The organism is Allobosea eneae (assembly GCF_042657265.1).
Taxonomy (GTDB): Bacteria; Pseudomonadota; Alphaproteobacteria; order Rhizobiales; family Beijerinckiaceae; genus Allobosea; species Allobosea eneae.
In genome coordinates, this window is the sequence record NZ_JBHSLW010000031.1 from 68558 (window position 1) to 90166 (window position 21609).

Sequence of the window (21609 nt, forward strand, 5' to 3'; positions counted from 1 at the left end):
TGTTGCGCAACAAGCGTGCAAGCAGCGGGCGGTTTCACAGACAGTGTTCGCCCTCCGCTGGACATCGGCGACGATCTGGCCACAGAGTGCGCGCCAACGGGCGCCCGGGAGTGCCCGCACACAGCACAATGGGGATTTCCATGCGTCATGTAGCGAAACTGATGGCGGCTTCCGCCTTCGTCGCCCTGCTGGCGAGCGCCGCCCAGGCGCAGACGCCCAAAGACACTATCGTGATGGCCAAGCAGATCGACGATATCATCACGCTCGATCCGGCCGAGGCCTTCGAGTTCTCCGGCGTCGAGGTCGTCACCAATCTCTATGACAAGCTGATCGGCGTCGATCTCAAGAACAACAATGCCCTTGTCGGCGAACTCGCCGAGAGCTGGACCGTCAGCCCCGACAACCTGACCTACACCTTCAAGCTCCGCCCCGGGATCAAGTTCCACTCCGGCAATCCGCTCACCGCCGCCGACGTGGTCTATTCCTTCCAGCGCGCAGTGACATTGAACAAGTCGCCGGGCTTCATCCTCACCCAGTTCGGCCTGAACAAGGACACGGTGCTGGATAAGGTCAAGGCGGCGGACGACAACACCGTCGTCATCACCGTCTCCAAACCCTTCGCGCCGAGCTTTTTCCTGAACTGCCTGACCTCGGGCGTCGCCTCGATCGTCGATTCCAAGCTGGTCAAGGCCAATGAGAAGGACGGCGATTGGGGCAATGGCTGGCTCAAGCTCGCTTCGGCCGGCTCCGGCGCCTACAAGGTCCGCGCCTACCGCCCGAACGAGCAATACGCGCTCGACGCCAACGAGGGCTGGTACAAGGGCGCGCCGAAGAGCAAGCGCATCATCGTTCGCCACGTCGCCGAGCCGGCCTCGCAGCGCCTGCTGCTGGAGAAGGGCGACATCGACATCGCCCGCAATCTCTCCAAGGACCAACTCGCCGCGGTCAAGAGCAACGCCAATGTCGAGATCACCCAGGGCGACAAGGGCTATATCCTCTATCTCGGCCTGAACCAGAAGAATCCGAACCTCGCCAAGCCTGAGGTCCGCGAGGCCCTGAAATGGCTGGTCGACTACGACGCGATCGAGAAGAACATCGTCGAGGGCACCTATAAGGGCCACGAGTCCTTCCTGCCCAAGGGCTTCCTCGGTGCCATCGAAGACAGGCCCTACAAGCTCGACGTCGCCAAGGCCAAGGAGCTTCTCGCCAAGGCCGGCCTGCCGAACGGCTTCACCGTCACGATGGACACCCGCTCGGTCAACCCGATCACCGACATCGCCCAGGCGATCCAGTCGACCTGGGCCCAGGCCGGGATCAAGCTCGAGATCCTTCCTGGCGACGGCAAGCAGACCCTGACCAAGTACCGCGCCCGCACCCACGACATCTATATCGGCCAGTGGGGCCCGGACTATCTCGACCCGCACACCAATGCCGAGACCTTTGCCATCAACGAGGACAATGGCGAGGAGGCAAAGTCGAAGACGCTGGCCTGGCGCAATGCCTGGGACATCCCGGAGATGACCAAGATCACCCAGGCCAATGTGCTCGAAAGCGACGCGAGCAAGCGCGCCGCCGTTTATGGCGATCTGCAGCGCGAGCACCAGAAGGTCTCGCCCTTCGTCATCATGTTCCAGCAGATCGAGGTCTCGGCGCAGCGCAAGAACGTCGACAATTGGGTGATCGGGCCGAGCTCCGACACCAATTTCTACGCTCCGATCACCAAGAACTGAGGCATCTGCAGCGGAACCCGTCGTAGCCCCCACCAGGCTGCGGCGGGTTCTTGCTTTGCCGTCCCGTGCGGGCGGGCGTTGCCCCCAAGAACAAGAAAGGACGGAGCCGACGATGGTCGCCATCAGCGCACCGACTCCCCCCGCCCCGCCGCGCGCCAAGAGCCGCGCCGCCCGCTGGGCCAAGATCCTCGGCCGCGAGCTGACCACAGTCGCGATCACCATTTTCGGCCTGCTGCTGGTCACCTTCCTGATCGCGCGGGTCATGCCGATCGATCCGGTGCTCGCCGTGGTCGGCGACCGCGCTCCGGCCGATGTCTACGACAAGGCGCGCCTCGCCCTCGGCCTCGACAAGCCGTACTGGCAGCAATTCGCCACCTATATCGGCAAGGTCTTCACCGGCGATCTCGGCACTTCCGTGCTGACGGCGCAGAAGGTCACCGACGACATCAAAACCGTGTTCCCGGCGACGCTGGAGCTGGCGACGCTCGGCACGCTGATCGGCGTCGCGCTCGGGGTGCCGCTCGGCATCCTCGCCGCCGTCAACCAGGGCCGCTGGATCGACCAGATCGCCCGCGTCATCGGCCTGATCGGCTATTCGATCCCGGTCTTCTGGCTCGGCCTGATGGGGCTGTTGCTGTTCTACGCCAAGCTCGGCTGGGTCGCGGGACCGGGGCGCCTCTCGGTCGCCTATCAGGACTTCGTCACGCCAGTCACCGGCATCGTCATGCTCGATGCCGCCATGCAAGGCGAATGGGACGCGGTCGTGGACGCCTTCTGGCACCTGATCCTGCCGGCCTCGGTCCTCGGCCTGCTCTCGGTCGCCTATATCAGCCGAATGACCCGCAGCTTCATGATCACCGAGCTGCAGCAGCAATATGTCGTCGCGGCTCGGGTGAAGGGCCTGTCGGAATGGCGCGTCGTCTGCGGCCATGCGCTCGGCAACGCCTTCGTGCCCTTGGTCACCGTGATCGCGCTCTCCTACATGCATCTGCTCGAAGGCTCGGTGCTGACCGAGACGATCTTCGCCTGGCCGGGTCTCGGGCGCTACATCACCAATGCGCTGCTCAACGCCGACATGAACGCAGTGCTCGGCGGCACGCTGGTGGTCGGCGCCGTCTTCATCGCGGTCAACCTCTTCTCCGACATCCTCGGCCGGCTGGCCGACCCGCGGGCGCGCTGAGGGAGGATGGCTATGTCCGATCAAACCGCCACCTCTGTCACCTGGCATGCCTGGCTGACCACGACCTCGCCGGAATCGCGCCGGCAGGCCAGGCTCGGCCAGCTCTACCGGCAATGGCTCGCCTTCAGGAAGAATCCGGCTGCCGTGGTCGGGCTCGCGATCGTCGTGTCGCTGCTGCTGATCGCCGCCTTCGCGCCGCTGATCGCGCAGCATGACCCGCTCGCGCAGGCGCTCGACCAGCGCCTTCTGGCGCCCTCGGCCAAGCACTGGTTCGGCACCGACGCGCTCGGCCGCGACATCTTCAGCCGCGTCGTCTACGGCGCCCGCGTCACGCTGGTGATCGTCATGCTCGTCGTCATCACGGTCGGGCCGGTCGGACTGCTGATCGGCTGCGCCGCCGGCTATTTCGGCGGCTGGGTCGACACCGTGCTGATGCGCATCACCGACGTCTTCCTCGCCTTCCCGCGCCTCGTGCTGGCGCTCGCCTTCGTCGCGGCGCTGGGGCCGGGCCTGGAGAACGCGGTCATCGCCATCGCCGTCACGGCCTGGCCGCCCTATGCCCGTGTCGCCCGCGCCGAAACGATGATCATCCGCAATGCCGATTACATCTCGGCGATGCGCCTGCAGGGCGCGAGCCAGATGCGGATCGTGCTGAAGCATGTCGTGCCGATGTGCATGCCCTCGCTGATCGTGCGCACCACCTTCGACATGGCCGGCATCATCATCACGGCCGCCGGCCTCGGCTTCCTCGGCCTCGGCGCTCAGCCGCCGATCCCGGAATGGGGCGCGATGATTTCGACCGGCCGCGAGCAGATCTTCGACCAGTGGTGGGTCGCGACCTTCCCGGGCATCGCCATCTGTGTCGTCGCGCTCGGCTTCAACCTGCTCGGCGACGGCTTGCGCGACGTGCTGGATGCGAGGTGAGCAGCATGTCTGATCAAGCTCTGCTGACGCTCGACGACCTGCGCGTCGACTTCCACACCCCGACCGGCATCGTCAATGCGGTGCGCGGGCTCTCCTTCACGCTTGGCCGCGAGAGGCTCGGTATCGTCGGCGAATCCGGCTCCGGCAAGTCGATGACCGGCCGCGCCATCCTCGACCTGATCCCGCATCCCGGCGTAGTGACGGCCAAGCGCATGGAATTCCGTGGCCAGAACCTGACGACGATGGACAAGCGTGCCCGCCGCAAACTGCGCGGCCGCCACATCTCGATGGTGATGCAGGATCCGAAATTCTCGCTGAACCCGGTCCAGACCGTCGGCGACCAGATCGCCGAGGCCTATCGCGTCCATCACAAGGCGAGCGCGCGCGAGGCCAAGGAGCGCAGTCTTGCCATGCTCGAGGCCGTGCAGATCCGCGAGCCCCAGCGCGTCTACGATCTCTACCCGCATGAGGTCTCCGGCGGCATGGGCCAGCGCGTGATGATCGCGATGATGCTGATCGCCGAGCCGGAAATCCTGATCGCCGACGAGCCGACCTCGGCGCTCGACGTCACCGTGCAATTGCAGGTGCTGAAGATCCTCGACGATCTCGTCACCAGCCGCGGCATGGGGCTGATCTTCATCAGCCACGATCTGCATCTGGTTAAGTCGTTCTGCGACCGCGTCATCGTCATGTATGGCGGCAAGGCGATGGAGACGCTGCCGGCGAGCGAGCTCGACAAGGCACAGCATCCCTACACGCGTGGCCTGCTCGGCTGCCTGCCCGATCTCGACCATCCGCGCGAGAAGCTCGCCACCCTCAACCGCGACCCGGCATGGCTGGCATGAGCACGAACTCCGCGATCAACGTCGACAAGCTCAACGTCTCCTTCGGCGACTCGCATGTCGTGAAGGACCTCTCCTTCGCGGTCGAGCCGGGCGAGAGCTACGGCATCGTCGGCGAATCCGGCTCGGGCAAGTCGACCGTGCTGCGCGTCCTGGCAGGCCTCAATCGCGACTGGAGCGGCGAGGTCGACATCCTCGGCAAGCGTCAGCCCAAGATCCGCGACAAGGCCTTCTACCGCGCCGTCCAGATGGTCTTCCAGGACCCTTACGGCTCGCTGCACCCGAAGAAGACCGTCGACGACACCCTGGCCGAGCCGCTCGCCATCCACGGCATCCGCGACGCCGAGGTGAAGATCAGCCGCGCCATGCAGGATGTCGGCCTGCCGACCTCCTTCCGCTTCCGCTATCCGCACCAGCTCTCGGGCGGCCAGCGCCAGCGCGTCGCCATCGCCCGCGCTCTCGTGCTGGAGCCAACGATCCTCTTGCTCGACGAGCCGACCTCGGCGCTCGACGTCTCGATCCAGGCCGAGGTTTTGAACCTGCTGCAGGCGCTGCGCCACGAGCGCAAGCTGACCTATATCCTGGTCAGCCACGACCTCGCCGTGGTCGGTCATATGTGCGAGCGGCTGCTCGTCATGCAGTTCGGCCGCGGCGTCGAGGAGATGACGGCGGCGACGCTCGCCGCTCGCGCCCCGCAGACGGCCTATGCCCAGCAATTGCTGACGGCGAGCGAGGGCTTCAGGCGGGCGGGGTAGTGTGCCAGCGCGTCATGCTCGGGCTTGACCCGAGCATCTCAGGCCGGAAGAGTTCTGGCTTGGCGCCCACTGGTCCTAAGATTCTCGGGTCTGCGCTACGCTCCGCCCGAGAATGACGGCATAGCAGCCCTGTTACCCAAACCGTTTGGCAAGCCGCATGCTTGGTCGCATTGTCGTCGCAGGATTCGGTTCGACTGGGCCGATCAGGAGTATGCCGCCATGGACGCCATCGCCGAACGCCTGCTGAAGCCGGAGGCTGCGCCGGAGCGCACGCCGGTCCCGCCCTTCGATCTGGTGATCTTCGGTGCCGGCGGCGACCTTGCGCTGCGCAAGCTCTTTCCAGCTTTGGCCCAGCGCAACGAGGAGGGCGTGCTGCCGGAGGAGAGCCGCATTGTCGGCATCGTCCGCAAGCAGGACGATGTCGAGGGCATTCCCAAAGAGATCGCTGCGAAGCTCGCCGCCGCCGGCCTGCCGCAGGACCGCATCGCCGCCTTCCGCCGTCGCCTCACCATGGTGTTGCTCGATGCGGTCAAGCCCGAGACCTATGGCGCGCTGAAGGAAGCGCTCGGCGAGTCCCAGCGGGTGCGCTCGTTCTATCTCTCGACGCCGCCGGACCTGTTCATCCCGATCTGCGAGAATCTCGCGCATTCCGGAATCCTGACGCCGACCTCGCGCGTCATCCTGGAGAAGCCGCTCGGCCGCGATTTGGCTTCCGCCCGCGCGATCAACGACGCCGTCGCCCGCATCCTGCCGGAGAGCCGGACCTACCGGATCGACCATTATCTCGGCAAGGAGACGGTGCAGAACCTGCTGGTCCTGCGCTTCGCCAACACGCTGTTCGAGCGTTCCTGGTCGAGCCGCGACATCGACAATGTCCAGATCACCGTGGCCGAGACGGTGGGCTTGGAATCCCGCGCCGGCTACTATGACAAGGCCGGGCATCTGCGCGACATGGTGCAGAACCACGTCTTGCAACTGCTCTGCCTGTTCGCGATCGAGCCGCCGAACCAGCTCGAGGCCGATGCGGTCCGCGACGAGAAGGTCCGGGTGCTGAAGGCGCTGCGGCCGATCGTCGGCCCCGACGTACAGCGCCACACGGTCCGCGGCCAGTACGGGCCGGGCGTCATCGATGGCCAGCGGGTCAAGGGTTATGCAGAGGAGCTCGGCCATGTCAGCGGCACTGAGACCTTCGTCGCGATCCGCTGCGAGCTCGACACCTGGCGCTGGGCCGGCGTGCCGATCTATCTGCGCACCGGCAAGCGCATGGCGCAGCGCTATTCCGAGATCGCCGTCACCTTCAAGCCGGTGCCGCATTCGATCTTCGGCCGCGCGCCAGGCTGCGAGGAGCTCTACGCCAATCGCCTGATCATCCGGCTTCAGCCTAATGACGGCGTCCAGCTCCAGCTGATGATGAAGGTGCCGGGCTCGGGCAAGCTCAAGGTCGTGCCGCGCCAGCTCGACCTGCGCTACGAGACCGCCTTCGACGTGCGCACGCCCGATGCCTATGAGCGCCTGCTCACCGATGTGATCCGCGGCGACCAGACCCTGTTCATGCGCCGCGACGAGGTTGAGCAGGCCTGGGCCTGGATCGATCCGATCCTTGCCGGCTGGCAGGAGTACTATCCCCAGCCGCATCGCTATGCCGCCGGCTCCTGGGGACCGTCGCAGGCGATCGGGTTGATCGAGCGCGAGGGCCGCTCCTGGGCCGATCCGGAGTTCGGCGAGTGAGCGCGGCCGGCCCGCTGATCCGCCATCGCTTCGAAACGCTGGCCGACGCCTCCGAGGCGCTGGCCGAAGCGGTCGCGATCCGACTGCGTGCGCTCGTCGCGGCGCAGGGCAGGGCGCTTCTCGCCGTGCCGGGCGGGACCACGCCAGCGCGCTTCCTTGTAGCGCTCGGCGCGCATGACCTGCCTTGGGAAGGCATCACGCTGATGCCGACCGATGAGCGCTTCGTCGCTCCCGACGATCAGGCCTCGAACGAGCGCATGATCCGGGCGGCCTTCGCTCCCTTGCGCGAAGGCCGGACTCCGTTTGTCTCGTTCCATAACGCCGGCGATGACCTCGCCGCGGCCGCAGCCAGCCTCGACCGCGTGCTGAAGACCCTGCCGCCGCTTGACATCGTCGTCAGCGGCATGGGGGCGGACGGGCACATCGCCTCACTCTTTCCCGGTGAGACGGCGGTGCTGACCGCGCCGGCTTCGGTGCATGCGCTCGCCGCCACCCCGCCCGACCTGCCGCCCCGGCTATCGCTCTCGCCGGCCCGGCTGCAGGGCGCCGGCCATGTCGCCCTGCTGATCTCCGGACAGGAAAAGGACCGGGTGCTGGCCTCGGCGGTCGAATTGCCCGGCGCTTTCCCGGTCGGCCTGCTGCTCTCGCGTCCGCAGGGGCTCGACGTCTACTGGGCCAAGGCGTAAGCGACATCTTCAGCCCTCATCCTGAGGAGCCGCGAAGCGGCGTCTCGAAGGATGGTCGATATGTCTCCGGAACCTGCCGGAGCATCCTTCGAGACGCGAGCTTTGCTCGCTCCTCAGGATGAGGGCTGAGGGTAAGATCAGGAGAAATGCCGATGTCGATCGCTCCCGAAATCGCCCGCCTCAAGGCCTGCGGCGTCGTTCCCGTCGTCGTCATCGATGAGGTCGAGATCGCCGTGCCGCTGGCGGAGGCTCTGCTTGCCGGCGGCATCGACGTCATCGAGATCACCTTGCGCCGCCCGGCTGCGATGGCGGCGCTCGATCTCGTCGCCAAGAAGGTGCCGGGCATCCTGCCGGTCGCCGGCACGGTGGTGACGCCGGCCCAGGCGGCCGAGGTCCACAATGCCGGCGCGCTCGCCGTGGTCAGTCCCGGCTTCACCGAGAGCGTCGACGAAGCCATGCGCAAGACCGGCCTGCCCTGGCTGCCGGGCGTCGCCACCGCCTCCGACTGCATGCGCGCCGTCTCGGCGGGACGTCTGACCTGCAAGTTCTTCCCGGCCGAGCAGGCCGGCGGCGTCGCTGGCCTCAAGGCGCTCTCGGGCCCGTTCCCGCAGATGCAGTTCTGCCCGACCGGCGGCGTCTCGCTCGCCAATCTCGGCAGCTATCTCGCTCTGCCGCAGGTGATCTGCGTCGGTGGTTCCTGGCTCGTCCCGGCCGACGCGGTGAAGAACCGCGACTGGGCGCAGGTGACGAAGCTGTCCAAGGAAGCGCGCGAGAAGGTCGCGGAACTGCGCGGCTAGTCCTCGTCGCGCACTGCGCTCCAGGCCAGCTCCTGCGCATAGGTGCGGATGTCGGCCGGCCAGCCTGCGGCCTGCCGGAAGAAGCCGATCTCGTCATTGGCGAAGAGGGCGCGCGTTGCCTCCTCAAAGCCCGGAAGGTTGCCGGCGAGCGCGCTCATGAAGCGGTAGGCGGCCTCGCGGGCGATGCGCCCTTGCGTCTCGCCGCGGTCACCGCGCCGGGCTTCGTCGATCAGGCGCCTCAACGCCTGCGAGGCGCCGCCGGGCTGCGCCGACAGCCATTCCCAATGCCGCGGCAGCAAGGTCACCTCGCGCGCGACCACGCCGAGCTTGGGTCGCCCGCGCCCGCGCGGCTCGTCCCCCAGCCGCGCGACGATCTCGGCTGGCGTGCCGCGCAGGTCGAGATCGACTACCCGTCCGGTCGCATCGTCGAAGGTCAGTAGGGCTGCGTCCGGTCGCTCGATCAAGTGTTGTTGCACCGCTAGGGCGACCTCGGCCAGGCGGCCGCGGGCCAGTATGCTGTTGCCGTTGAAGGCGGTGGAAAGGCGATCGGCATCGGACATGGTCGGCTCCAGCGTGATACCATTAAATACCCGGATAAAAATACTTGAGTCAATATTGCCCGGGTGATATTTGCGGCGCCCCATATGAGGAGGGCGCGATGCGTCACGAGGACAGGAAGGTCGCCGTCGCGGCCTACAAGGAGCGCAAGGTCGTCGCCGGCATCTATCTGCTGCGCTGCCTTGCGACCGGCGAGCGCTGGGCCGGGCGGGCGCCGGATCTCTCGACGATCCAGAACCGCATCTGGTTCACGCTGCGCCACGGCAGCCATCGCGGACGAACGCTGCAGGCGGCCTGGAACGCGCATGGCGAAGGCGCCTTCGCCTTCGAGGAGATCGAGCGGCTCGACGAGGAGGCGCTGGAGGCCGGCCGCGAGCGCGTCATGAAGGCGCGGTTGGCGCATTGGTGCGCGGAACTGGGCGCGGAGGCGGTGTGAAGTAGGGCGCGGGGAACCCTCTCCTGGAAGGAGAGGGCAGGGTGAGGTGTAGGCCGTTCGACCAGCGCCGCGAGCGCTTACCGTGCGGTCGGGTTCAGGCTAACGATGTCTCTCCCGAACACCTCACCCCCACCCCTCTCCTTCCAGGAGAGGGGATCCCGCGTTTCCTCACCACGGTTGAGCGTCAGGCCGCCAGCCGCTCAACCACCAGCTCCGCGATCGCCAGCGAGCTCGTCAGCCCGGGGCTCTCGATGCCGAGCAGGTTGACCAGCCCCGGCACGCCGTGCACCGCCGGCCCGTCGATGCGGAAATCCGGCATCGGCTCGCCCGGCCCGTGCAGCTTCGGCCGGATGCCGGCATAGTCGGCGACGAGCGCATTGTCCGGCAGGCCGGGCCAATAGGTCCGGATCGCCGCATAGAACTTTTCGGCGCGGGCGGGGTCGACGACGAGGTCCTGGTCGTCCTCGACCCATTCGACATCGGGGCCGAACTTGACGCGCCCGGCCATGTCGATGGTGGCGTGGATGCCGAGGCCTGCCGCTTCCGGCACCGGATAGACCAGATGCGAGAAGGGCTGCTTGCCGAGCAGCGAGAAGTAATTGCCCTTGGCGAAGGACTGCTTCGGCACATGCTCGGCCGGAAAACCGTCGAGCTTGCCGAGCAGGCGCGGAGCGCCATGGCCGGCCGAATTGACCACCGTGTTGACGCTGTAGGTCGCCGGGTCCTCGCCGCCGAAATCGACGCTGAAGCCATCAGCCTGGCGGCGCCAGGCCAGGATCGGCGTGTTCAGCGCCAGCGAGCCGCCGGCCGCCTCGCATTCGCCGAGCAGCGAGAGCATCAATGCATGGCTGTCGACAACGCCGGTCTCAGGCGAGAGCAGGGCAACCTCGCACGTGATCTCCGGCTCCAGCGCCTTGGCCTCAGCACCATCGAGCCAGCGCAGCGAGGTGACGCCGGAAGCCTCGGCGCGCGCCGCGATCGTCTCCAGCGCCGGACGCTGGCCGGCATGGGTGCCGACGATCAGCTTGCCGCAGGCCTTGTGCGGCAGGCCGCGCTCCCGGAGATAGACGTACAGGAGCTTGCGCCCCTCGACGCAGACCCGCGCCTTCAGCGAGCCCGGCGGGTAGTAGATGCCGGCATGGATGACCTCGCTGTTGCGCGCCGAGGTCTGGGTGCCGATGCCGTCCGCGGCCTCGGCGATCACGACCTCGCGCCCGGCGAGCGCGAGCGCACGCGCCGTCGCGAGGCCGACGACGCCGGCCCCGATCACCAGGCAATCGATGTCGCTCATGCCGCGCGCTGCGGCATCGCCATCTCGACCAGACTAGCCCAATAGGTCATGCCCACGGGGATGGCCTTGTCGTTGAACTCATAGGCGGGGTGGTGCAGCCCGGCGGACTCGCCATTGCCCATGAAGATGTAGGCGCCGGGACGCTCCTCGAGCATGAAGGAGAAGTCCTCCGAGCCCATGGTCGGCGGCACCGTGGTGTCGATCGCCTCCTTGCCGAAGGTGCTCTTCGTCGCGCTGGTGACGAAATCGGTCTGGCCGGCATGGTTGAAGGTGACCGGATAGCCGCGCTCATACTCGATCTCGAAGGTGAGGCCGAAGGCCTGGCAGGTGCCGGTGACGATCTCGCGGAAGCGCTTCTCGGCGAGGTCGCGCATCTCCGGCGAGAGCGAACGCACCGTACCCTTGATCACGGCATGCTGCGGGATGACGTTGAAGGCCTCGCCGGCCTGCAGCGCCGTCACCGAGACCACGACGGAATCGAGCGGGTCGGCATTGCGCGAGGCGATCGTCTGCAGCGAGGTCACGATCTGGCAGGCGGAGACCAGCGGGTCGATCGTCTCGTTCGGCTTGGCGGCGTGGCCGCCGCGGCCTTCCAGCTTGATCAGGAAGCGGTCGGCTGCCGCCATCATCGGCCCCTTGCGGATGGCGAACTGGCCGATCGGCAGGCCCGGCATGTTGTGCAGGCCGTAGACCTCCTGCACGCCGAAGCGCTCCATCAGCCCGTCCTTGCACATCTCGCGGCCGCCGCCGCCGCCTTCCTCGGCCGGCTGGAAAATCACGATCGCGGTGCCGTCGAAATCGCGGGTCTGCGCCAGATATTTGGCGGCCCCCAGGAGCATGGCGGTGTGCCCGTCATGGCCGCAGGCGTGCATCTTGCCGGGCACGGTCGAGCGATGCTCGAGATTGGTTTCCTCATGGATCGGCAGAGCGTCCATGTCGGCGCGCAGGCCGATGACCTTGCCGGAATCCTGGCCCTTGCCCTTGATCACGCCGACGACGCCGGTGCGTCCGATCCCGGTGACGACCTCGTCGACGCCCCACTCCTTCAGCTTGTCGGCGACGATGCCGGCGGTGCGCTGCACGTCGAAAAGCAGCTCGGGGTGGCGGTGGAAGTCGCGGCGGATCGCGCTGATCTCGGGTTCGATCGCGGCGATGAGATCGGATTTGGGCATGGTGTCCTCGACAGGTCGCGGCCCTGCGGAAAGCAGGTCGGCAGAAAACGGGTTGCCAGGCGCGCACGCTAGCCCGGAGCCATGCGTCCTGTCCAAGCCGATTGCGGCATGAGGGGTGGGAGACTGGCGAATGCGTCGCGTTGCGTTGTTCTTATCGTCGGGAAAGGGTTAAGAGCGCGGAGCCGGAGAGTGTTGCTCCGGACGATCCCGAGCTGACGAGTGCTGCCATGTCCGAGGCGAACACGATCCGCGATGTCACCATCCCGGAGCTGCCGAACCATTATCGCGGCAAGGTCCGCGAAAATTACGACCTGCCGGACGGACGCCGGATCATCATTGCCACCGACCGGCTCAGCGCCTTCGACCGCGCCATCGCCTGCATCCCGTTCAAGGGCCAGGTGCTGACGCAGACCGCGCGCTTCTGGTTCGAACAGACTGCCGACATCTGCCCCAACCACGTCATCGACTATCCCGACCCGAACGTCGTGGTCGGCAAGAGGCTCGACATCCTCCCCGTCGAGATCGTGGTGCGCGGCTATCTCGCCGGCACAACCGGCACCTCGATCCTGACCATGTACAAGCAAGGGCAGCGCGAGATGTACGGCGTGCGCTTTCCGGACGGCTTGCGCGACAACGAGGCGCTGCCGCAGGCGATCATTACCCCGACCAGCAAGGCTTTCGACGGCGGCCATGACGAGCCGCTCTCGCCGGCGCAGATACTGGAGCAGGGCCTGCTGACCAAGACGCAATGGGAGACGCTCTCCGACTATGCGCTGAAGCTCTTCGCCCGCGGCCAGACGCTCGCCGCCGAGCGCGGCCTGATCCTCGCCGACACCAAATACGAGTTCGGCACCGATGCCGAGGGCAGGATCATCCTGGCCGACGAGATCCACACTCCCGATTCGAGCCGCTACTGGTTCGCCGGCAGCTATCCCGAGCGTTTCGCCAAGGGGGAGAAGCCGGAGAGCTTCGACAAGGATTTCGTGCGCAACTGGGTCGCGGCACGCTGCGACCCCTACAACGAGCCCATCCCCGCGATTCCGGACGAGCTGATCGAGCAGACCTCGCAGGTCTACATCAAGGCGTTCGAGACGATCACCGGCCAGACCTTCGTGCCGCCGGCGGCGGACGTGCCGCCGCTGGAGCGGATCAGGCGCAATCTCGCGCGCTATTTCTGAGGCGCGCCGACCCTGTCAGAAGCACTATTCCGGCTGGATGCCCGCCGCCTTGACGATCTCGGCCCACTTCTTGATCTCGATCGGAACGAAGGCCCTGAGCTCTTCCGGAGTGCTGCCCTCGGGCTCGATGCCGGCGGCGAGCAGGCGCTCCTGCGTCGCCTTGTCGTTGAGCGCGGCGGTGAAGGCCTGGTTGAGCTTCTCGATCACCGGGCGCGGCGTCTTCGCCGGGGCGAAGGCGGCGAACCAGGCGGCGAGGTCGTAGGCGGCGACGCCGGCCTCCGCCATGGTCGGCAGGTCGGGCGCCAGCGGGCTGCGCTTGGCGGTCGAAACGGCGAGCCCATTTATCTTGCCGGCCTTCACCTGCGGCAGCGTCGTCGAGATGTCGGCGAACACGATCGAGATCTGGCCGCCGAGCAGATCGGTGATCGCCTGCGGGTTGCTGCGATAAGGCACGTAAGTCAAGTCGAGCCCGGCCAACGATTTCAACATCTCGCCGGCGATGCGCGACGAGCTGGAGCCGGCGCCGAAGGTGAGCTTGCCGGGATTGGCCTTGGCATGGGCGACGAGATCCGCGACCGTCTTCGCCGGCACGGAAGGGTGCGTCGTCAGCGCCAGCGTGATCGTGCCGAGCTTGCCGACCGCTTCGAAATCCCTGACCGCGTCGTAGGGCACGCTCTTGAGCAGGCTCTGATTGGCGCCGTGGGTGGTGTTGGTGGTGATCAGCAGCGTATGGCCGTCGGCATCGGCACGGACCACGTTCTGGGCGGCGAGGATGCCGCTGGCGCCGGGCAGGTTCTCGATCACGACCGGCTTGCCGAGGCTCCTGGACAGGTGCTCGCCGAGGATGCGCGCCAGTGCGTCAGTGGCGCTGCCGGCGGCGAAGGGCACGACGAACTTGATGTTCTTGGCTGGAAAGTCCTGCGCTGCGGCCGGCAGAGCCAACCCGGCGACCACCGCTGCACTCGACAGCAGCCAACGCCTCGTCTTCATCTCTCCCCTCCCTCGTTTTGACTGTTATTGAGAGATCTGACGCATCTGGGCGCTCATGCTGTCCCATGCGGCCATTCAAGCCCGCAAGTCATTGATTATACAATTGAAATTATTGTATTTCTGTAATAGAAATCAACTATTGGAGGTCATGTCCGGCGGTGTGCCGTCGCGATGGTGCCAGCGTTGGCGACGGTGTCGACGGAAGGAGAAGGCTTGATTTGCCTCGGAGGGTGGCGATTGTGCCGTCGCGCGCTCATCGGTCCGGCGAGGTGGGCGAACATCCGGCGCGGATGGAACAGCCGCGACCCTCGCGCGTTGATCGCTGACCGTCCTTGTCTCGAATGGGAGGCTGCCATGCGCCGCCTGATCGTTCTCGCCGCTTCGCTCGTTCCCCTCTTCGTCTTCACCGCCCATGACGCTTCGGCGCAGGGATGGGGCGGCAGAGGCTTCCACGGCGGGGGCATCCGCGCAGGTGGCTTCGGCGGCGGTGCGTTCGGTGGCGGACAGCGTTTCGGACTGGCGGGACGGAACTTCGGCGGCTTTCGCGCGGGCGGCTATGGCTATCGTGGCGGCTTCTACCGCGGCTCCGGCTGGGGCTACCGGCCGGGTCGCTGGCATGGTGGTGGCGGCTTTTACGGACGTCCGGGCTATTGGCGCCGTGGCTATTACGGCGGCGGCTGGGGCTGGGGTGCTGGAGCCGTGGCTGCAGGTGCCGTTCTGGGGGCTGCTGCTGCTTACCCCTACTACTACGGTGACTCCGGCTATTACGGCTCGTCCTATTATTATCGCCGGCCGTACTACGCCGGACCTTACTACGCCGCTCCTGTGTCATCGGGCATCGGCAATTACTGCCAGACGCCCGTGCGGACCTGCCGGTTGATCAATCCATCCGATCTCGGGGCCGGCTGCTCCTGCCGCGTCGCCGGCGGGCGGGCTCGCGGCAGCGTCGTTCCCTAGGGACGGCAGATCGCTTGAAAGGCGCGTCTGTGGCCGGCGCGCGCCCTGCGATCTCAGACGCCGAACTCCTGCCGCCAGCGCTCGATGTCGTCGAGCGAGACATTCGAGCCGCATAGCACCAAGGCGACCCGATCGCCCGGCTTGAACTGGTCCTTACGCGCCATCGCGGCTGCCACCGTGCAGGAAGCGGCCGGTTCGAGCAGGACGCGCCCGTTCTGCAGCACCCAGACCAGCTCGCGCACCGCTTCCGCATCGGGGACGACGACGATCTCCTCGAGGAACTGGCGCGCTGCCGCCATGGTCCGCTCGGTCGCGAAGGGTGCGCCGAGCGTTCGCGCGATCGAGGTCGGGCGGATCGGCACCGGCTTTCCGGCCTCGAGCGCCTGCGTCATCGTCGTCGCGCCCTCGGTCTCGACGCCGTGGATGCGCACGGCCGGGTCGAGCCCCTTCAGCGCCGCGCCGACACCGGCCGAGAAGCCGCCGCCGCCGATCGAGATGAAGACATGGTCGATCCGCCCGCCGGCATCGGCCGCGAGCTCTAGCCCGACCGTGCCATGGCCGGCGATGATCGCCGGGTCGTCATAGGAATGGACATGGGTCATGCCCTTGCCCTCGTACTCCTCCGCCTTGGAGAAGGCGGCGAGCGCATCCTCGCAGAGCTCGACCTCGCCGCCGGCCTCCTGGGTCAGGCGGATATTGAGCGGGGCGACGTTCTTCGGCATCAGCACCAGCGCCCTGATGCCGAGCATGCTGGCGACCAGCGAGACGGCGATGGCGTGGTTGCCGCCGGAGACGGTGACGACGCCGCGCGCCCGCTCGGCCTCGGACAGGCCCAGCAGCTTGTTGTAGCAGCCGCGCACCTTGAACGAGCCGGCCAGCTGCAGGCTCTCGACCTTGACCACGGTCTCGACGCCGAGCCGGGCCGAAAGGCCGGCGCTCATGAAGGTCGGCGTGCGCCGGACCTTGCCGGCGATACGGTTGGCGGCGGCCTGGATGTCGGCGAGGGTGACGTCGAAGTTCATGGCGGACTCACGGGAAGCTTTGCTTGGCCGGCACAACAGCGCGCCGGGTGCTGCCCGGTCAAGCGCGCAGAAGCGATTGACGACAGGCAATGCCAGCGTAGCCTGCCGGCACGGTTCCTGCCTCTCGGGCTATTTCTGGAGATTTTCACCCGTGCGTTATTCCCCCAAGGAGATGCTGGCCAAGCTGGTGTCGTTCAACACCGAGTCCTGGCGCAGCAATCTCGATCTCATCCATTTCTGCCGCGACTATCTCGCTGCGCACGGCGTCGAGAGCACGATCGTGCCGAGCCCGGATGGACAGAAGGCCAATCTCTACGCGACCGTGGGCCCCAAGGTCGAAGGCGGCATCGTCCTCTCCGGTCATACCGACGTCGTCCCGGTCGAGGGCCAGGACTGGAGCTCCGATCCGTGGACGCTGACCGAGCGCGACGGCAAGCTCTATGGCCGCGGCTCCTGCGACATGAAGGGCTTCGACGCGATCGCGCTGGCGCTGGTGCCGGAGATGCTCGAAGCGGGCTTGAAGCGGCCCTTCCACATCGCGCTCTCCTATGACGAGGAGGTCGGCTGCATCGGCGCCGCGATCATGATCGAGGCCATGGTGGAGGCGGGCCTGAAGCCCTCGGCGGTGATCGTCGGCGAGCCCTCGATGATGCAGGTCGTCACCGGCCACAAGGGCGGTACCCGCATGAAGACGACGGTGCGCGGACATGCCGTGCATTCGAGCCGCGTCGACATCGGCGTGCCCGCGGTTATGGTCGCCGGCAAGCTGATCGCCTGGCACGACGAGGTGATGGCGCAGAACAAGGCGAATGCGCAGCCCGGTATCCCGTTCGAGCCGCCCTATTCGACGCTGCATGTCGGCGTCGTCGCCGGCGGCACCGCGGTCAACATCACCGCCGAGCATGCCAGCTTCAGCCATGAGGTCCGGGTCATGCCCGGCGACGATACGGACTATGTCGCGCGCTACCTGGCCAAGATCGCCGATCTGGAAGGGCCGATGAAGGCGATCGCGCCCGAAACCGGCATCACCATGGAGATCACCTCCCAGACGCCGCCGCTGGCGCCGGAGAAGGAAGGCGCCGCCGAGACGCTGTCGCGCCGCATCACTGGCGACAATGCCAGCCATGTCGTTGCCTACGGCACCGAGGGCGGCCTGTTCCAGGCGGCAGGCTGGTCGACCGTGGTCTGCGGCCCCGGCGACATCGCCCAGGCGCATCAGCCGGACGAGTTCCTCACCGTGGCCCAGCTCGACGCCGGCACGGCCTTCGTCCGCGCGCTGATCGCGGAGCTGGCCCGCTGAGGCGAAAGGGGCGGGGTGCTTCCTTGCGGGTGTTCACCCCGTCCTTCGCAGCTTCGTGCGTCACATTAGTTGTATTCGCAACAAAGTTCGATCTGGAACGAAGTCGATCGGCCGCACTGGACGCGGGCTTCGAACCGTCATTAATCTGCCGCCTTCGTCGGCCTGCCGCCAAAATAAGCAGGTGGCCGGCACCGCTCCTGGGGAGGAGTGGTTTCTAACCAAAAGGGAGCAGTCTCACATGTCGTTCAAGACCCATTGCCTGGCAGCCGTGGCGGCTCTGGCCTTGATGTGCGGGGCTGCGCAAGCCCAAACCTTGCGATACGCCAACCAGGGCGAGCTCAAGTCGCTCGATCCCTATACCGTCAACGAGACCACGACGAACGCTCATCTCGGCCATCCCTATGAGGGCCTGACGGCGCGCGGTAAGGACCTCAAGATCGAGCCGGCCCTCGCCGAGAAGTGGGAGATTTCGGCGGACGGCCTGAAATGGCGCTTCTACCTGCGCAAGGGCGTCAAGTTCCATGACGGCTCGGATTTTACCGCCGATGACGTGATCTTCTCGGCCGACCGCGTCCGCGCCCAGGGCTCGAACTTCACCACGCGCATCCCGACCAGCGCCAAGTTCGTCAAGGTCGACGACCACACGGTCGATGTGATCCTGACCGCGCCGAACCCGATCCTGAACGCGCAGTGGGACACCTGGTACATCATGTCGAAGAAATGGGCGGAGGCGAACAACGCCGTCGCTCCGACCCCGGCGGCCGCGACCACCCCGAGCCACGCCTCGCTCAACGCCAACGGCACCGGCCCTTACAAGATCGAGAGCCACCAGCCGGGCGTGAAGACCGTCTTCAAGCTCAACGAGAACTACTGGAAGAAGATCGAAGGCAACATCAAGGAGATCATCTTCACGCCGATCTCCTCGGACGCCACCCGCGTCGCCGCGCTTCTCTCCGGCGAGGTCGACGTGATCGAGCCGGTTCCGATCCAGGACATCCAGCGCGTCAACGCTTCGGGCAACGCCCAGGTCCTGACCGGCCCCGAGCTGCGCACCATCTTCCTCGGCTTCGACCAGACCCGCGACGAGCTGCTCGAATCGAGCGTCAAGGGCAAGAACCCGTTCAAGGACCCGAAGGTCCGTCAGGCCTTCTACCAGGCGATTGACATCGAAACGATCAAGAGCCGCGTCATGCGCGGGCTCTCGACCCCGTCGCCGCTGATGATCGCGCCGGAGCTCTATCCGCATGCCGGCTTCACCCGCGCCAAGTTCGACACCGAGGCCGCCAAGAAGCTGCTCGCCGAGGCCGGCTACCCGCAGGGCTTCGAGCTCGGCATGGATTGCCCGAACGACCGCTACGTCAACGACGGCCAGATCTGCCAAGCCGTCGTCGGCATGCTCGCCCGCATCGGCATCAAGGTGAACCTCAACGCCCAGCCCAAGGCGCAGTATTTCGCCAAGGTGCTGAAGCCCGGCGGCTACAAGACCTCGTTCTACCTGCTCGGCTGGACCCCCGGCACCTTCGACAGCCACAATGTCCTCTACGACATCCTCGGCTGCCGCGATGTCGTCGGTTCCTCGCGCGGCGAGTCGAACCTCGGCAATTACTGCAACAAGAAGGTCGACGAACTGACCGACAAGATCCTGGTCGAGTCCGACACCGCCAAGCGCAACGCCATGATCGGCGAAGCCTACAAGATGACCGTCGACGAGTTCTCCTACATCCCGCTGCATCAGCAGGCCCTGGCCTGGGGTGTGTCGAAGAAGGTGAAGCTCGCCCAGCGCGCCGACAATTCGGTGCTGCTCTACTACGCCACCAAGGAGCAGTGAGGGCCTGAGGGCGCGTAGGCGAGGAGCCAACGCGCCCTTTCTCTATCTGCAGCAGAGAGGCCGTTCCTGCGGAGCGGCTTCAGATTCCTTTTAAGGGCGACCATGCTCGCATTTGTCCTGCGCCGGCTGTTCCAGTCGCTGATCGTGATGCTCGCGGTCGCGCTCATAGCCTTCGCCATGTTCCGCTTCGTCGGCGACCCCGTGAACCAGATGGTCGGCGTCGACACGCCGCAGGAGCAGGTCGAGCAACTGCGCCGGACGCTCGGCCTCGACGAGCCGGTGGTCGTCCAGTTCGCGCGCTACATCTACAACGCCGCGCGGCTCGAATTCGGCGTATCCTACCAGTTCCGCCTGCCGGTGATCTCGCTGCTCGGCGAGCGCGCCCCGGCGACGCTCGAGCTCGCCTTCATGTCGGCGCTGTTCTCGCTCCTGGTCGGCATCCCCATGGGCGTCTATACCGCGCTGCGCCGCGACAGCTGGCTGGCGAAGATCTTCCAGACGGTGTCGCTGGTCGGCATCAGCCTGCCGACCTTCCTGATCGGCATCCTCCTGATCTACCTGTTCTCGGTGACGCTCGGCTGGCTGCCTTCCTTCGGGCGCGGCGAGGTCGTCAAGATCGGCAACTGGTGGACGACCGGGCTTTTGACCGCCTCTGGCTGGAAGGCGCTGATCCTACCTTCGATCACGCTCGGCCTGTTCCAGATGACGCTGATCATGCGCCTCGTCCGGGCCGAGATGCTCGAGGTGCTGCGCACCGACTATATCAAGTTCGCCCGTGCCCGCGGCCTCAAGACGCGCGCCATCCATTTCGGCCATGCGCTGAAGAACACGCTGGTGCCGGTCATCACCATTGCCGGCCTGCAGCTCGGCTCGATCATCGCCTTCGCCATCATCACCGAGACGGTGTTCCAGTGGCCGGGCATGGGCCTGCTCTTCCTCAAGGCGGTGCAGCAGGTCGATATCCCGATCATGGCGGCCTATCTCATGTTGATCTCCTTCCTATTCGTCAGCATCAACCTGATCGTCGACCTGCTCTACGCGCTGGTCGATCCGCGCCTGCGCGCGACGGTCGGGGCGCATTGAGGCCGGTCATGAGCGCGCAACCCACATCCCCTGCGAAGCATCCGCCCTCGCTCTGGTTCCGCATCCTCGACAGCGACATTCTCGCGAGCTTCCTGCGCTCCAAGGTGACGATGGTCGCCGCCGTGATCGTGCTGGTGCTGTTCGTCGGCGCCTTTTTCTCGCCCTGGATCGCGCCGACCAACCCCTTCGACCCGGCGACGGTCTTCCTCGCCGACGCCAACATCCCGCCAGCCTGGCAGCAGGGCGGCGATCCCAAGTTCATCCTCGGCACCGACGACCAGGGCCGCGACCTCTATTCGGCGATCCTCTACGGCCTGCGCGTCTCGCTGATCGTCGGCCTGCTCGGCGTCGCCTTGGCGGCGACGATCGGCATCACGCTCGGCCTGCTCGCCGGCTATCTCGGCGGCCGGGTCGATTCGCTGATCATGCGCATCGCCGACGTGCAATTAACCTTCCCGGCGATCCTGATCGCGCTGCTGATCGACGGCGTCGTCCGTGGCATCTTCAAGCACGCCAACCGCGAGGACACCGCACTCTATGTGCTGGTGATCTCGATCGGTCTTTCCTTCTGGGTCCAGTATGCCCGCACCATCCGCGGCTCGACCCTGGTCGAGCGCAACAAGGACTATGTCCAAGCCGCCCGCCTCGTCGGCCTGCCCGCGCCGCTGATCATGCTGCGCCATGTCCTGCCGAACGTAATCGGACCAGTGCTTGTCATCCTGACCATCAACCTCGCGCTCGCCGTGATCACCGAGGCGACGCTTTCCTTCCTCGGCGTCGGCCTGCCGCCGACCCAGCCCTCGTTGGGAACGCTGATCTCGATCGGCAACCGCTATCTGTTCTCGGGCGACTGGTGGATCGTGACTTTCCCGGGCGTGACGCTCGCCATTTTGGTCCTGGCGGTGAACCTGCTGGGCGACTGGCTGCGCGACGCCCTCAATCCGAGGCTCCGATGAGCAGGATTTGCTGTGCAAGCTGCTGTTCGCGCAGCAAATGCCTGCCGATGCCATGTGTTTTACGCAGATTAGACCCGTGACAGACAAATGGCTCAGTCCTAGGCGGTGTGGACGGATTTTACCAAGACGAATGCTGCGGCGAGAGCGACAATGGCTGCGAAATTTCGCTTGGTCTTTTCGCAGCGTAGGGCAACGC

Annotated in this window: 20 protein-coding genes; 15 read left to right on the forward strand and 5 right to left on the reverse strand. The window is 66.3% G+C overall.

Translation table 11 applies throughout. From position 1 onward, the window contains the following. The first annotated feature begins 128 nt into the window (after positions 1-128). The 8 genes from ACFPOB_RS19150 (at position 129) to eda (ending at position 8642) form a co-directional block, all read left to right on the forward strand. Positions 129-1730 (forward strand): ABC transporter substrate-binding protein, encoded by a 1602-nt coding sequence (locus ACFPOB_RS19150; protein WP_377799964.1) that lies wholly within the window; start codon positions 129-131, stop codon positions 1728-1730. A gap of 112 nt (positions 1731-1842) precedes the next feature. After that, complete coding sequence (locus ACFPOB_RS19155) at positions 1843-2910, forward strand: ABC transporter permease (RefSeq protein WP_291677726.1); 1068 nt, start codon at positions 1843-1845, stop codon at positions 2908-2910. Positions 2911-2922: 12 nt separating this feature from the next. Next, complete coding sequence (nikC, locus tag ACFPOB_RS19160; protein ID WP_377799965.1) at positions 2923-3834, forward strand: nickel transporter permease; 912 nt, start codon at positions 2923-2925, stop codon at positions 3832-3834. A 5-nt stretch (positions 3835-3839) separates the two neighbouring features. Further along, complete coding sequence (locus ACFPOB_RS19165; RefSeq protein ID WP_377799966.1) at positions 3840-4679, forward strand: ABC transporter ATP-binding protein; 840 nt, start codon at positions 3840-3842, stop codon at positions 4677-4679. After that, positions 4676-5431, forward strand: a complete 756-nt coding sequence (locus ACFPOB_RS19170; protein WP_377799967.1) for an ABC transporter ATP-binding protein — start codon at positions 4676-4678, stop codon at positions 5429-5431. Before ACFPOB_RS19165 ends, ACFPOB_RS19170 begins: the two co-directional genes overlap by 4 nt. Positions 5432-5650: 219 nt before the next feature. After that, the gene (gene zwf, locus ACFPOB_RS19175; RefSeq protein ID WP_377799968.1) at positions 5651-7159 is read left to right on the forward strand and encodes a glucose-6-phosphate dehydrogenase; all 1509 of its coding nucleotides are present in this window, start codon (positions 5651-5653) and stop codon (positions 7157-7159) included. Continuing rightward, a complete protein-coding gene (pgl, locus tag ACFPOB_RS19180; protein WP_377799969.1) occupies positions 7156-7845 on the forward strand; it encodes a 6-phosphogluconolactonase in 690 nt (229 codons plus the stop codon). Before zwf ends, pgl begins: the two co-directional genes overlap by 4 nt. Positions 7846-7997: 152 nt before the next feature. After that, positions 7998-8642, forward strand: coding sequence for a bifunctional 4-hydroxy-2-oxoglutarate aldolase/2-dehydro-3-deoxy-phosphogluconate aldolase (gene eda, locus ACFPOB_RS19185; protein WP_377799970.1), 645 nt, complete (start codon positions 7998-8000; stop codon positions 8640-8642). On the opposite strand, the gene ACFPOB_RS19190 is transcribed toward eda, so the two are convergent. Further along, on the reverse strand, positions 8639-9202 hold the full coding sequence (locus ACFPOB_RS19190; protein ID WP_377799971.1) for a DUF2239 family protein: 564 nt from the start codon (positions 9200-9202) through the stop codon (positions 8639-8641). The genes eda and ACFPOB_RS19190 overlap by 4 nt on opposite strands. A gap of 98 nt (positions 9203-9300) precedes the next feature. On the opposite strand from ACFPOB_RS19190, the gene ACFPOB_RS19195 reads away from it, so the two are divergent. After that, positions 9301-9636 (forward strand): GIY-YIG nuclease family protein, encoded by a 336-nt coding sequence (locus ACFPOB_RS19195; RefSeq protein ID WP_377799972.1) that lies wholly within the window; start codon positions 9301-9303, stop codon positions 9634-9636. A 184-nt stretch (positions 9637-9820) separates the two neighbouring features. On the opposite strand, the gene ACFPOB_RS19200 is transcribed toward ACFPOB_RS19195, so the two are convergent. Both ACFPOB_RS19200 and ACFPOB_RS19205 read right to left on the reverse strand, forming a co-directional pair. Continuing rightward, positions 9821-10927 carry an NAD(P)/FAD-dependent oxidoreductase gene (locus tag ACFPOB_RS19200; protein WP_377799973.1) on the reverse strand — a complete coding sequence of 369 codons (1107 nt, stop codon included), beginning with the start codon at positions 10925-10927 and terminating at the stop codon, positions 9821-9823. Continuing rightward, entirely contained in the window at positions 10924-12099 is a 1176-nt protein-coding gene (locus tag ACFPOB_RS19205) for a M20 aminoacylase family protein (RefSeq protein WP_377799974.1), read from the reverse strand. Before ACFPOB_RS19205 ends, ACFPOB_RS19200 begins: the two co-directional genes overlap by 4 nt. A 227-nt stretch (positions 12100-12326) precedes the next feature. Between ACFPOB_RS19205 and ACFPOB_RS19210 the strand changes: the two genes are divergently transcribed. After that, entirely contained in the window at positions 12327-13277 is a 951-nt protein-coding gene (locus tag ACFPOB_RS19210; RefSeq protein ID WP_377799975.1) for a phosphoribosylaminoimidazolesuccinocarboxamide synthase, read from the forward strand. A 24-nt stretch (positions 13278-13301) separates the two neighbouring features. Here the strand turns inward: ACFPOB_RS19210 and ACFPOB_RS19215 are convergent, their stop codons facing one another. Further along, positions 13302-14267, reverse strand: a complete 966-nt coding sequence (locus tag ACFPOB_RS19215) for a Bug family tripartite tricarboxylate transporter substrate binding protein (protein ID WP_377799976.1) — start codon at positions 14265-14267, stop codon at positions 13302-13304. 354 nt (positions 14268-14621) lie between these two features. On the opposite strand from ACFPOB_RS19215, the gene ACFPOB_RS19220 reads away from it, so the two are divergent. Then, positions 14622-15224 carry a hypothetical protein gene (locus ACFPOB_RS19220; protein WP_377799977.1) on the forward strand — a complete coding sequence of 201 codons (603 nt, stop codon included), beginning with the start codon at positions 14622-14624 and terminating at the stop codon, positions 15222-15224. 53 nt (positions 15225-15277) lie between these two features. Here the strand turns inward: ACFPOB_RS19220 and ACFPOB_RS19225 are convergent, their stop codons facing one another. Next, positions 15278-16246 carry a threonine ammonia-lyase gene (locus ACFPOB_RS19225; protein WP_377799978.1) on the reverse strand — a complete coding sequence of 323 codons (969 nt, stop codon included), beginning with the start codon at positions 16244-16246 and terminating at the stop codon, positions 15278-15280. A gap of 151 nt (positions 16247-16397) precedes the next feature. On the opposite strand from ACFPOB_RS19225, the gene argE reads away from it, so the two are divergent. From argE to ACFPOB_RS19245, 4 genes are all read left to right on the forward strand, one after another. Then, a complete protein-coding gene (gene argE / locus ACFPOB_RS19230; RefSeq protein WP_377799979.1) occupies positions 16398-17546 on the forward strand; it encodes an acetylornithine deacetylase in 1149 nt (382 codons plus the stop codon). Between the two features lie 238 nt (positions 17547-17784). After that, on the forward strand, positions 17785-19374 hold the full coding sequence (locus tag ACFPOB_RS19235) for an ABC transporter substrate-binding protein (protein ID WP_377799980.1): 1590 nt from the start codon (positions 17785-17787) through the stop codon (positions 19372-19374). 102 nt (positions 19375-19476) lie between these two features. After that, positions 19477-20457 carry an ABC transporter permease gene (locus ACFPOB_RS19240; protein ID WP_377799981.1) on the forward strand — a complete coding sequence of 327 codons (981 nt, stop codon included), beginning with the start codon at positions 19477-19479 and terminating at the stop codon, positions 20455-20457. Positions 20458-20465: 8 nt separating this feature from the next. Next, entirely contained in the window at positions 20466-21413 is a 948-nt protein-coding gene (locus ACFPOB_RS19245) for an ABC transporter permease (protein ID WP_377799982.1), read from the forward strand. The last annotated feature ends 196 nt before the right edge of the window (positions 21414-21609 follow it).